This window comes from Fontisphaera persica (assembly GCF_024832785.1).
Classification (GTDB): domain Bacteria; phylum Verrucomicrobiota; class Verrucomicrobiia; order Limisphaerales; family Fontisphaeraceae; genus Fontisphaera; species Fontisphaera persica.
The window spans coordinates 1,993,464-2,006,275 of sequence record NZ_CP116615.1; the positions used below are offsets into that span (position 1 = coordinate 1,993,464).

General features: G+C 59.7%; 6 protein-coding genes and 1 pseudogene. 2 read left to right on the top strand and 5 right to left on the bottom strand.

Going from position 1 to position 12,812, the window contains the following annotated elements:
- Positions 1-104: 104 nt before the first annotated feature.
- Together NXS98_RS07070 and NXS98_RS07075 are read right to left on the bottom strand one after the other, a co-directional pair.
- Positions 105-1,919, bottom strand: a complete 1,815-nt coding sequence (locus NXS98_RS07070) for a hypothetical protein (RefSeq protein WP_283847779.1) — start codon at positions 1,917-1,919, stop codon at positions 105-107.
- Positions 1,916-2,581, bottom strand: a pseudogene (locus NXS98_RS07075) (ATP-binding cassette domain-containing protein); the annotation flags it as partial. The pseudogene NXS98_RS07075 and the gene NXS98_RS07070, both read right to left, overlap by 4 nt.
- Before the next feature lie 375 nt (positions 2,582-2,956).
- On the opposite strand from NXS98_RS07075, the gene NXS98_RS07080 reads away from it, so the two are divergent.
- On the top strand, positions 2,957-5,050 hold the full coding sequence (locus tag NXS98_RS07080) for an elongation factor G (protein WP_283847780.1): 2,094 nt from the start codon (positions 2,957-2,959) through the stop codon (positions 5,048-5,050).
- Positions 5,051-5,144: 94 nt separating this feature from the next.
- On the top strand, positions 5,145-6,254 hold the full coding sequence (locus NXS98_RS07085; RefSeq protein WP_343214140.1) for a DegT/DnrJ/EryC1/StrS family aminotransferase: 1,110 nt from the start codon (positions 5,145-5,147) through the stop codon (positions 6,252-6,254).
- 79 nt (positions 6,255-6,333) lie between these two features.
- Here the strand turns inward: NXS98_RS07085 and NXS98_RS07090 are convergent, their stop codons facing one another.
- From NXS98_RS07090 to NXS98_RS07100, 3 genes are read right to left on the bottom strand one after another with little or no spacing between them, the layout of a single operon-like run.
- On the bottom strand, positions 6,334-7,971 hold the full coding sequence (locus NXS98_RS07090) for a hypothetical protein (RefSeq protein WP_283847781.1): 1,638 nt from the start codon (positions 7,969-7,971) through the stop codon (positions 6,334-6,336).
- Positions 7,972-7,980: 9 nt separating this feature from the next.
- Positions 7,981-8,805 carry a rhodanese-like domain-containing protein gene (locus NXS98_RS07095; protein WP_283847782.1) on the bottom strand — a complete coding sequence of 275 codons (825 nt, stop codon included), beginning with the start codon at positions 8,803-8,805 and terminating at the stop codon, positions 7,981-7,983.
- Between the two features lie 9 nt (positions 8,806-8,814).
- A complete protein-coding gene (locus NXS98_RS07100; RefSeq protein WP_283847783.1) occupies positions 8,815-12,777 on the bottom strand; it encodes a hypothetical protein in 3,963 nt (1,320 codons plus the stop codon).
- Positions 12,778-12,812 lie beyond the last annotated feature (35 nt).

A 12,812-nucleotide genomic window follows, 5' to 3' on the forward strand; every position in this document is an offset into this window, starting at 1 on the left:
CTGCCTTGAACTCTCAAGCCTGAGGGGCTTGCTTGGGAAAGGTGCCCCGGTTTCATATTAACCGATGCCCACAGATTATTCCCCCCGATTAACAACTCCCGCCTTTATCCGTCGGCGACCTCATCGGTGGGCATGACGGCGGGAGACCAGTCGAATTTCATTCGCTCAAAGCGCCGCCGAAAGCCCCAAAAGAACAACCATGAGCCGCCATGGATGAGAACGAGCAACACCAAAGACACCCCCCAAACAGGCATAAGCAATATCGCAGCGGAAAAGCATACTAGGACAATAAACCAAAACACAGGCACTGTTTTAGCGAGCGTAGGAAAGCGTCGGTCATCCCCACATTGACTGGCCACTCTCAAGATCATGACGGTGGGTTGTATGGCCACTCCCCAAAGTATTAATTTGACTGCCAGCCCGACAGCCAACTGGATGGGATGTTGCAACAACCAGCCCGCCATAGCGGCAAAAGTCAGCCAGATGGGCGTGGCAGCCAGCATTCGGATGACGTTGCAAACCATCATACTGCGGGCGATTTCTCGAAAGGCAACGGGATAAAACGAAACAAAGGAGAAGGCATTGACAAACCCGCCCATCGCCCGCAATCCCGGCCACTGGCCGCCCAGAAACGGCCACGCTGAAGCGGCTATCAGCAATGCGCCTATTCCCACCGCCCAATAACGCGCCGCAGGCCAAACCATGATGACGGCTCCCGTAACAGCGGCAATGACCCAGGCATGGCGCCAGCCCACCGACCATCGCGGCGGAAACAATAATAAAATCTGCATGACCAGCTCCTGGCGAGGGGTGAGCCGGCGAAAAATCAACCGCTCCAGCCATCCCACAAAGCTCCATGAATGATGACGCAGGAATTGCCGCTGCAAGAGGTACTCCGTGAAGGCGGAAACCCCTTTGGGCGGCAAGGGGAAAGCAGGGGCGGAAATGTGTGTCCCGGGCTCGTCCGCCAGCTCCGCGGCAGAGGTGGAAGAGGGGGCCTCCTCTCCGCTGGGTGTTTCCGTCCAAAAGCAACCGCCTAAAAGCGGATCTTCCCCCACCCAGGGCCCTGCATAACCGGCTTTCAGGAATTGCAGGCTGCGGAAGCCCGAGTAAAACCAGCCCGCCAGGAGGAGGACCATCAGCAACATGAGCCAGTTGTGCCGCACCGCCACTTCATGAATCATGACGGTGGGCCATCCCCAAGGCAGCAGAACACCCAACCACTCACCCACTGCCGCCAACCATCGCATGACCTGGTCTACGCCGCCTTTGTGGACGTATACTACCATGGCAAAAAAACCAACGAACACAACCCAAAACATGGCCGCGACGAGCATCTGCCCCAGCCGATTGATCCATTGAATGGCCCAACACCAGGCCGCATTGGGGATAAAGGGAAGAGGCGGACGGGGGTCTTGCAGCAAGAGCGTAAATGCAACCATTACCCCCCATTGCAGGGCACCCCAAACCAACAACCCGAGGCATCCCTCCCGCCATGGGAAAAACCGAAGGACCACCACGCACGCCATGGCCAGATTAACGACATGGACGCCAAGGGAATACCGCAAAAAACGCCGCCAGCAGTGAGCAAATAATTCGTAGTTTGGCACGGGCAAACGGGCGTAAAAGTAATTATCCAGCGATTCATAAAAAGTGATGGACCAGATTCTAACCCCCACCAAAGCCGCACCCGTCATTAAAATAATCAACAACCCTTGGGCTGCCTTCAGGTCCTGGGGATAAAACAGGATGGCCATGGCAAGAATGACCGGCAGCAGAAAACCTAATTTAAATTTAAAGATGGTTTTGCGCCCCCCCACCTTGGCGCGGGCCTTTTTTAAGGCAGGAGCTTGCCGGACTTCCTGCCGCACCAACTGGCGCAACTGGCGCTCCAGCGCACGATTGCTTAGTGATTTCATGGTTGCTCCCGTAATTCCCGGAAAAGGGTCTCCAACGCCTCGGCGCCGGTCGCTCCACGGCCCAGGTTGGCCACGGTCTCAAAAGCCCGCAACTCGCCCTCGTGCAGCACGCATACCCGGTCCGCAAACCGCTCGACCACATCCAGGATTTGTGTGGTAAAGAGGACCACCCGGCCCTGCTGAGCCGCCTGGCGCGCGGCCTCCTTGAAAGTTTGCAAACCGAGCGGGTCCATGCCCGAAGCGAAAGGTTCATCCAGCATCCACAGCTCCGGATTCACCGCCAAAAGCGCCGCCAAGGCGGCTTTGTACCGCTGGCCGCGTGATAAAAAGGCCATTGGTTTTTCCGCCAGCGGCAGCAAATCCAATTTCCGAAAAAGCTCCAGTATCACCTTTTCCACGCCCGGTCCATCCGCCTCGTAAACTCGCAACACAGTCGCCACGTGTTGAATGAGGGTCCATTCCCCCACCAGCAACGGGAAATCCGGCAGATAGTGAAACCGGCGCCGCAGGTCCAGTCGGGCCCGGTTAAATTCCTGATCATCGTAATACACCGCCCCCTCATTGGGCGCCATCAAACCCGCCATGCAATTGAGCAGGGTGGTCTTGCCCGCGCCATTGGCCCCCAACACGGCCACAATCTGGCCCGGTTCGAGCAGGAAAGAAACACGGTCTAAAGCGCAAGTTTTCCAAACCTCTTGGTTAAAGCCCGAATCTCGATTTTCATGCGTGGCGTTTGAGCACTACCAAATCCTTACCGGGTTGTCGAATCTTTATCAGGGACGGGGAAAAGCCCGCCCACACGCCAAAAAACCACCGGAAAATGGCAAGCAGGCGGTTGACGGGATTCTTCAAACCGGCGTATGCTCGCCGCTCAAGCTCTGGCAGAGTGGAAGACCTTCCACCCCCACAGGCAGGGAAGGAAAGGTGTTCCCCGCGCGAGCCGGCCATGCCAGGCCGAAGCCCAGCGACCCGGAGCTGAACCGATACGATACACGTGGACCTGACGGCCTGGCGGGCCGATGACATAAGGCAGATACATGAAAAGTTATCAAACGGCAGACCTTCGGAATGTGGCGATTATGGGCCATGCCTCCTGCGGCAAAACCATGCTGACGGAGTGCATGGCCTTGTGCGGTGGTGTAATCAACCGGCTGGGCAGCGTGACCAATGGCTCCACGCTTTCCGATTATCGGGATGAAGAGCAGGCCCGGCAAATTTCCGTGCAAACCTCGATGGTCGTGGTGGAGTGGCAGGGCAAAAAGATCAACCTGCTCGACACCCCCGGTTATTTGGATTTCATCGGTGAAAGCCTTTCCGCCGCCCGCGTGGCCGACCTGGCCCTGGTGGTCATCCATGCCAATCACGGCATCGGGGTGGGCACGGGCAAGGTCTGGGATTACACCACCCAGTTCAACACCCCCCGCTTGATTGTGGTCAACGCGGTGGACAAGGAAAACGTGGATTGGGAGGCCCTGCTGGCCAGTCTGCGCGCGCGCTTTGGCGCCGCCGTGACACCCATCACGGTGCCCGTTAAAACCGGCCCCGGCTGCAATCAAATTCTCGATGTCATCACCAAGGAAATCCTCACCGGCAAAACAGACCAATCGGGCAAATACGACGCGGCCCCCGCCACCGGTGATTGGAAAGCCAGAGCCGATGAATTGCACAACGCACTGTTGGAAAAAGTGGCCGAGTCCGACGACAAGCTCCTGGAGAAATTCTTCGAGCAGGGCGGTCTGTCCGAGGAGGAGATGCGCACCGGCCTGGCGGCCGGGCTGGCCAAACAAACGTTGATTCCGGTGTTCAGCACCTGCGCGGAAACCAACCAGGGCGTCAGCCGCCTGCTGGATTTCATCGCTCAATACGGCCCCTCCCCGGCGGCCAAACCCAAAGTCATTGCCCAAGGGCAAAACGGAGATGTGGAAGTGGCTCTTACCGACCCTGAACCCTGCCTCTACGTGTTCAAGACCAGTGTCGAGGCGCAGTTTGGCGAACTGGCCTACTTCAAGGTGTACTCCGGCCAGTTGGGAGTGGGCGCGGACCTGTACAACCCGGACAAACAAGCGGCGGAACGCATTGGCCAGATTTATCTGCTCAATGGCAAAAACCGCATTCCGGTGGATTCACTGAATGCCGGTGACATTGGCGCGGTGGTCAAACTGCGCGACACCCGGGCCAACCAAACCTTGTGCAGTCCCAAGCGCATTCTCACCCTGCCCAAGGTCACTTATCCCAAGCCCAACATCCACGCAGCGCTGGTGCTCAAGAGCAAGGGCGACGAAGACAAAGTGGCCCAGGGCCTGGCGGCGCTGCATCACGAAGACCCCACCTTCCTTTACAATGTGGACGCCGAGCTGCATCAAACCGTGATGTCCGCCCAGGGCGAGTTGCACCTGGACGTCATGGCCCAGCGCCTCAAGTCCCGTTACAAGATTGATTTGGAGCTCACGCAACCGCGCATCCCCTACCGCGAAACCATCAAGGCCAAAGGCGATTCCAAATACCGCCACAAGAAACAAACCGGCGGCGCCGGCCAGTTTGCCGAAGTCTGGATGCGCATTGAGCCGAAACAGCGCGATACCGGCGTCGAGTTCATCAACTCCCTCGTCGGCCAGAACGTGGACCGCGTTTTCGTGCCTTCCGTGGAAAAAGGCGTTCGCAAGGCCTGTGCCGAGGGCATCCTGGCGGGGTACAAAGTCGTGGATGTGCTGGTGGATTTCTATGATGGCAAGATGCACCCGGTGGACTCCAAGGACATCGCCTTCCAGATTGCCGGTTATTTTGCCTTCAAGGAAGCCTTTGAAAAAGCGCGTCCCTGCCTCCTGGAGCCGATCAACAACGTGGAAATCCGCATCCCGGAAGACTGCATGGGCAACGTCATGGGCGACCTCTCCAGCCGCCGGGGCAAGATTCTGGGCATGGATTCCGATGGAACCTTCCAGATTATCCGCGCCCAGGTGCCGGCGCGCGAAATGTACCGCTACTCCAGCAGCCTCCGCTCGCTCACCGGCGGCCGTGGTATTCATACCGAGGAATTCAGTCACTATGAGGAAATGCCGCGCGAGCTGGAACAGCAGGTGATTGAAGAGGCGAAAAAACGGAAGGCTGACGCGGAAAAACAAGGCGAGTAATCCGCCGGTACCCGCACCTGGCCTTCCCCTGCAGGGGACAGGACGCTTTGGCAAAAGGCTTTTTTTTCCAAGGCGTGCCATGTCCCCTTTGAACATGATGAATGTGCCTTTTTTGAATTTGGCGGCCCAATACGCTGCGCTCAAAGACGAGTTGCTGCCCGCCGTGGAGCGGGCCCTGGCCAGCGGCCATTACATCTTGGGGCCCAATGTGGCGGCGCTGGAAAATGAAATCGCCGCCCTCACCGGCGCCCGCTTTGGGGTGGGTGTTAATTCTGGCTCGGATGCCCTCACGTTGGCGCTGCGCGCCCTGGAAATCGGGCCGGGGGATGAGGTCATCACCACGCCATTCACCTACATTGCGCCCGCCGAGTCCATCCATCAAATGGGCGCGCGCATCGTGTTTGCGGATATTGACCCCCGCACCTTCAACTTAGACCCCCAGGATGTGGCCCGTCGCATCACGCCCCGCACCCGGGCCATCATTGCGGTACACTTGTTTGGCCAGGCCGCCCCTTTGGAGCCGCTCATGGAGCTCTGCCGCGCTCACCGGCTGCATCTCATTGAAGATTGCGCGCAGGCCATTGGCGCCGAGTACCACGGCAAACCAGTCGGCAGTTGGGGAATCATGGGATGCTTCAGTTTTTATCCCACCAAAAACCTGGGGGCGGATGGTGATGGCGGCATGATTGTAACGCAGGACGAAGCCCTGAATCGGCGGCTGCGCATGTTGCGCGTGCATGGCATTGAAAAGCGTTATTATCACGATTTGCACGGCTACAACTCGCGGCTGGATGAACTGCAAGCCGCCATTCTCCGGGTGAAATTACGGCATTTGGCAGATTGGAATGCCCGGCGGGCCGCCATCGCCGCCTGTTACGATGCCGGGCTTCGCGATTTGCCATTGCAGTTACCCTTCACCCTGGAAGGCAACCGGCACGTGTACCATGTGTACGCAGTGCTCAGTGACCAGCGCGATGCCCTGCATCAACATCTGGCCGAGCACGGTGTCCCCTGCATCATCTATTACCCCCGCCCCCTGCACCTCCAAAAGGTGTACGCTGATTGCGGCTGGAAGGAAGGCGACTACCCCGTCGCCGAAAACATCTCCCACCGCATCCTGCCCCTGCCCATGTATCCTGAACTTACCGATGCGCAAGTGGATTACGTGATTACCACCATCCGGCAGTTCTTCCGGCCGGCCTGAATGAGTGCGCAAGCCTCAGGGGCTTTGTAACCGCTGCGAGCACGTGGACCTGCACAATCCGCCCCACCCGATGGTGGACTCAGGGTTTGACCAGGCGGAAAAAGCCGGCGGCATTGGTGGGGACAAGCCCGCCCACGTAACCAAAAGAATTGGTGAGAGTTAGAGTGGCCATCGTCTGCCAGGGCACCTCCGGGGAAAGACTGGGCTTGTATTGCAAAACGTAATTGCTGGAGGTTTGCCCAAAGACGAGAAGAGGCGAAAGCCCTGTGGGCGAACGGCTCAAGGCCAGAATGGGGGGATTGGCCTGAAACTCGGCAGCGCGATAAAATCGAACGGCTGGGTCGGCCGGCACCGCCACCACCGAGATTAAATTGGTCGAGGGAAAACGCGCGAGCACCTGCCACTGGCCGCTGCCCAGGGCCGCGGTCCCTTCAATCAAAAAACTTGCCCAGGGATTGCCATAAACCGTCAGCTCCCGGTATGGCCCGGCGGCGCGGCGCGGTTCGAGCAGCGGTTCGCGGCCAATCACCACCACCCGCCCATTTTGGGAGAGCACCCCCGGCACCAGGGAGGCGCCGGGCTTGCGCGCATTCACGGCAAGGACCCGAAGTGTAACAAACGCCGAGGGCACATTGGTGAGCGGCACAAATTGCAGGCGGCACAATTCCTGTTCACCAAAAAAGACCTGGCCTGCGCGGGATGCCACGCGCATACGCCAGGTGTGCGCCGCGGTTTTGGTCAATTCAAGCTGGGCGGGGTCCACTTCAGGCGCAACGGGCAGCAGGGCCAGGTGGGTCAGGTGATTATCCTCAATCTCCAAATCCGCCGTCCATTGATCCACTCCTACGGTGGCGAAGCTGAGCACGGGCACGCTGCCCGTTTGTCCCGCCTGAATCACCAGGGAGCCCAGGGCCAGGGAAGCCAGTTCACTGCTGAAACTCGCCAGGTAGGAGCGGGCCACGCTGAAGGCGCCGGTAAATTCCACGGGAAAAGACTGCGTGACGCCCCCTTCCACCCCAGCACCCAGAACCTGCGCCAGAAAAACCTGGCTGCCTGTGGCGGTAAAATTACTGCGTCCGGCCGCCTCCAACAGTTCCGCCAAACTAAACACCACATGATTGGAGGGCGCCCCGTCACCCACCACCGCCGCCAGCGGATAAGCAGCCTGCGGATGCGTCAGCACCACCAGGCGGCCTTCCACGGTTTGCCCGGGCACTTCGAGCAGAAGTTGCAGGGCCTCCGGCACCAACGTTACTTCATCCGCCGTGCGCACCGGCACCGGCGCTTCGCTTAAGGGCGGCAGGTAATTGGTTGCCCCATTGCGAATGATGGCAGCGCGCACATGATACGTGGTTCCCGGGCGGCATCCGCTTACCCGGGCCGAGGCCAGGCCGTAATCGCGCACCTTCTGTTGCAGCGCCTGCCGGCTGAGGCGCTGCGGAGTGTCCTCGGCGGCCAGCGGGCTGCCCGCGCGCAGCGGCAGATACTCGATGGCCACCTGGCCATTCAGGTTGGTGGCGCCCAGAGCATCGGCATCCACGCGCAAAAACAAATCGGTCTCCGGCGGTGCTCCCCAAAGCACCTGGAACGCCGTGGGCGTGACATTCACGGCGGTGACATTGGTGTACGCCGCGGCGCCCGCAGGTGTTTGGAACAACCCGGGGACGATTGCCGCAAGCCATATCAAAACAGACCACCATTGGGCTAACCGCTTCATAAATTCCTTTCAAGGTTGTGGAGTTGGAGCCGGCACCGGCGTTATGACTGGAGGCGGAACGGTCATCAGGCCGCTGCCTGAGCGCTGCAAGCCAGGCTCGCCACGGCGCGCGAGCGCTTCCTCGCCGCCGGCCAGGATGACAAATCGCGTCATGCCCGCCGCCCGCAGCAAACGGGCGGTTTCCTGAGCTTTACCATCGTTGCGGTCAATCAAGACGAGCAATGGCGGAGTGGTTTTTTCGGCCTTCGTCCGTTGCGCCATGTTCAAGGGAGATTGAGTCACTGGGAACCGTGGAAAAACTGTTTTCAAGTCGGTCAACGGCGGTCCCGCCGAAGCAGGCGCCACCAGACCGCGCGCTTCCGAAGCCGGGGCCACCGTGCGCAAATCCACCAGCACGACGTCACGGTCAGTGGTTTGTTCCAGTCCTTGATACGTGATCACCGGCAATTCCTCGCGGGCGGCGCCTGCAGGGGCGGCCACCGTGCGTTGCGTGGTTTCCCAGCCGGCGTAGCCCCCGCGCAGGATTTCGGCTTGAATACCGGGTTTCCGGTTCAGGGCGTCCAGGGCAAAGGCGGCGTTGGTCTGGCCCAAGCCCTCATCATAGACCACCACCCGGCCCAAGGGGGGCAACTGGCGGTCGGGACACAAGGCCGCGGGAATGTTGATGGCCTGGGGAATATGCCCGCGCGCGTACAACGCCCCCGCCCGCACGTCAATGACCGTGATTTTTTCACCGGCTTCCAGACGCGCCGCCAGCTCCTGCGGTTCCATGCCATGCGCCGTCCCGGCCACACTCAACACCATCCACAACCAATAAAGACGTCTTTGGTTCATACGGAATAATCAGGGTTGGAAGTTCGCCACCGGATTCGTCAGGTCGAGCATCAGCACCGCCACTTTGGGAATGAGGAAATCTTCACCCAAGGGCACGCCGCCGCGCATTTCGGCCACCGCCCAGCGGCCTTGTTCGGCGTCCAGCATCCGCACGGCCCGCACGTTGTTGGCGCCAAGCTGGCGCAACAAACGGAAGGCCGAGTAGTTGGCGGGGAATTTGTCATAGGTGACCACATTCAGCCCGGCATTTAACTGGATGGGAGCCTGCGCATTGATGCCCAAATCCACCACCTGGGCCGCCGGAAACTTCACCCACAAGAACGAACCGGGGGTAAGCGGGAAATTGACGCCCGCGGGCGAGCCCTGGTTCCAAGAGGCGGTTTCCCGCACGGGCGCAGGCGCCAGCGCGGTGAAACGCGATATTTCGATCACTCCGGCCTGCTGTTGCCAGAGGGTTAGCAGGCTGAACACCTGGGAATGCGCCGTGGCCAGCGCCGGCGTGACCACCACGGTGTTGGGATTTTCAAAAACTCCCTGCAAGCTGGGCAGTTCGGCCATGCGAATAGAGTGCGCGTTGCCCTCGGCTTCCTGCCACAAGGCCACACGCCCGGCCAGGGCCGGCCGGGTCTTGTAAGTGACACTGCGGGTCACCGGCACCAAGTAGCGCGTGGGCAGGTGCAGCAGGCGCAGATTGCCCGTGAGCGAGCCCAAGGACGTCTCCTGGCATATCACCCATTCTCCTTCGATGAACGGCAGGGATTCATCCTCGGGGGTGTTGGTCAACCGCACTTCGATTTCGCGCCGGAAATCATAACCGTACAACTCGACCTGCCCGTGCCGATTGTCCTGCCAGACAATCCAGTGGCCCTCAATCACCGGATGGTACTGGCCGAACTGGTTGGCGGTGATGCGCCGGAAATCGCCCGTCTCCAGGTGGCGGTAATATATTTCACCAAAGCCCACATCCCGAAAATCCTGCCAGACCACCCGCCCGTCCCGCACCTCCGGGTCCAACTGGTCCTGCTGGGAGGGCGAAACCGCTGTGATTTGTTCCGTGATTGCATTCCACGCCCGCAGTTGCCACGGTGCATTGGGATTATCGGTGCTCCGCGCCTGATACACCACCCACGGCCAGTGCACCGCCGGATTGATTTCATCGCGGGTGGCGGTGCCGGTGAGGTTGCGCGGCGGGGCGCTGCTTTGCATGTCCTTGAGATACACATCCCATGTGCCGTTGGGTTGGCGGCCCTGCCAGACGACATAGCGTCCATCCGTGCGGGGGTTTTCCTGATTCAAGGCCGTTTCAGTGATTTTCAGGATGGAGGCGCCATTGGTCCGCAGGTCCTGGGCGTAAATCTCCCAATTGCCGTCACTCTGGTCCTGCCAAACCGCCAGCGAGCCGCGCGCGTAAGGATTGCGCGCCCCACGCGCCGCCTCGGCCACCAGCGAAGCGGGACCCGTTAAATCTCCCACTTGAATCAGACGAGTCAGGAAATTGGTGCGATCCAGGGCGTCCACCAAGGTAATCCGCACGGTGTAGGCCCCGGGCATCACCACCACGCCGTTGCTGCCGCGGGCATCCCATGTCCAGCGCTGTTCACTGGCGCCGATGTTGGTGAAGGTGACACTGCGCACCAGCGGCAGGCCGGGTTGCGGATAACCATGCAGCGGATCGTAAAGCCACTGAACGGTCGTGGGATTATTGGTGCCCTGCCATACGCCATTGGTCCGGCCAATCACCGCCACCGTCTGCCAACCGGCGGCAAAGTTGGTGAGCATCAAGGGCGTGGCGAGGGGTTCTTCCGGCCGGTAGTAACCATTATTTAGCGTCCAACGGTAAGCTGAAACACCGGCGCCGCCGATTTGCAAGCTGGCCTGAGTTTGACGATTCGGCGTGGGAGGCGCGCCGGTAATGGTCGTGGCGGGCGCGCTGGCGGAGACCATCCAGCTCACCCGGGCCGCCTGGCTGGCGTCAAGGTAACCGCCATAACGTGAGCGGCCCAGCACTTCCACCTGGTGGGCGCCTGCTCCCAGGCCGCTGAGTTGAATGGGAGAGGTCACCGGAAACTCTGCGCTCCATGAGCCGCCATTATGCCGGAAGCGATAGAAATCTACATGCACCCCACCCACGTACAAAGTGGCGCTGCTGCTGGCCGTGGGCGAGGCGGGCGCGTTGGAAAGGGTGGCCCACCCAACTACGCCCTGGAAGATGTCCAACCTCGCATTGACCGGCGCGGGATTGGGCGCCGCCTGGAAAATAATGGGGGAGGCATTGGGGCGAATGGAAAGCGCATCACCGGAGGCCTGGATGTGCGGCACGGGTGTGTCAAAAAAGGCAAAGTCCAGCGTGGCCTCCCCTGACACCACCAATACTACGTGATTGGTGGCCTCGCGGTTGCCGGCCGAATCTTCCGAGTAATAACGCAGGGTATATTGTCCCGGCGCCGTCAGCCAGAAAGGATAGGCTGGTACAAAGGGGGCATTGGTCAGGCTGTAATACATGGCTACTGGATTGGCATCCTCCGCCGTAAAGTAGATTTGCGTCTGCGGCGTGAGGTAGTACCACCCGCCTGATTCGGTGACCGGCCCCACGAAGCGCAGAGTGGTGGCGGGCGGGTTGGTGTCCATGGCTCCCGCCGTGTAGGTGACGGTGTAGGTGTAAGCGCCCAAATCCACCAAATCGAAAAGGTTAAAATAATTCTGGCGGACATTGCCAATGCGAGTGTACCGGATGTTGGTCCAGTAATTGTTGGTGTTAATCACCTTGCCATCCGAGCGCACCACGCTGGCTATTTTCAGGCGGGCCTGCCCGGGATCAGTCAGGCGCAGATAATTCCAGCCGCGCACGTCCGCCTGCAACTGAATGAGGGCGGTATTTCCCGGCGCCAGCGCGGAGGACATGGATGCATTGGTGGCGTAATACACCGGCGTTTCATTGCCTTCGCTTTCAAACAAAGTATCGGGGACCATGGCAGGATCGCGGTCCACATCCGCCAGGAAATCCTTGATCTCATCCCGGCCCGGCTGATCGTTCATCACTTCATGCGCGATGAAATGCGCGTTGAGCGAAGTAATTACGGAAGTCTCTTCGCCGCCCAAATCCGAGGCATGTTTGTATGATGCCTTGAACTCGATGAACTCACCCGACAACGAAGTAATCATGTCCCACGCCCCCTTGCGCGTCTGGCCGGGCGGGATGTCGCCCAGGTCCACCAGCAGACTTGCCGAACGCAGGGGGCTATCCTGGACCCGCGCCCCCAGCAGGCGGGCAATCAACAACAGGCCATTCTGGTTTTCCACAATTTTGGGCTGTTGCGAATCAATTTTAAGTTTGTTGGCCGTGCCATAACCTGCATTTTTGACGAGCACCCCCAGCGTGAAGGGAATGGGGCTTTCGACCTCTGGCGTGAACGGGTCATCGCCCTGCACGTCCCGAGGCTGGAAATATGTGATTTGCAACTGCGGCTCCGGCCGCACCGTGATGGTATCCGGTATGGCAAAGAGAATCTCACGCGGAATCTCCACGCCCCGCATTCTGCCGGACAACCGGCAGCCCACGCGATACTCCGTGCCTTTGGGGGAGGTGCCGCCGGCGGCAATTTTGGGAATGATAAACCACTTCACCACCGCCTTGGCGGTGGGTTGAATGACGCCGTTGCCGGTCACACTGTTAATGTTCTGCAATTCCGGCGCGCGCACAAAGAACAGGCCGGAGGCATCATTGACCACCCCATTGGTGGAAAGTTTGGGGTTTTCAAACGTCAAATCGGCGAAAAAGTCCGTGATGGGGTCCTGCCCGTCGTTATTGGTCACCTCCAGCACGGCCTCAAAACCGATGCGTTCAAGGGTTAATTCCTGTTGAATGACAATTTTGACCGTGGAACATACCCCTTGGAATTGTTGCTGGGCCTGCGCGGGGGGCCACAGCAGACAAATGACCAGTACCAGCGCGCAGGCAAGCCATTGTTTCATAATCGGCCACATAAGATGGAAAATGAAAATGTTGC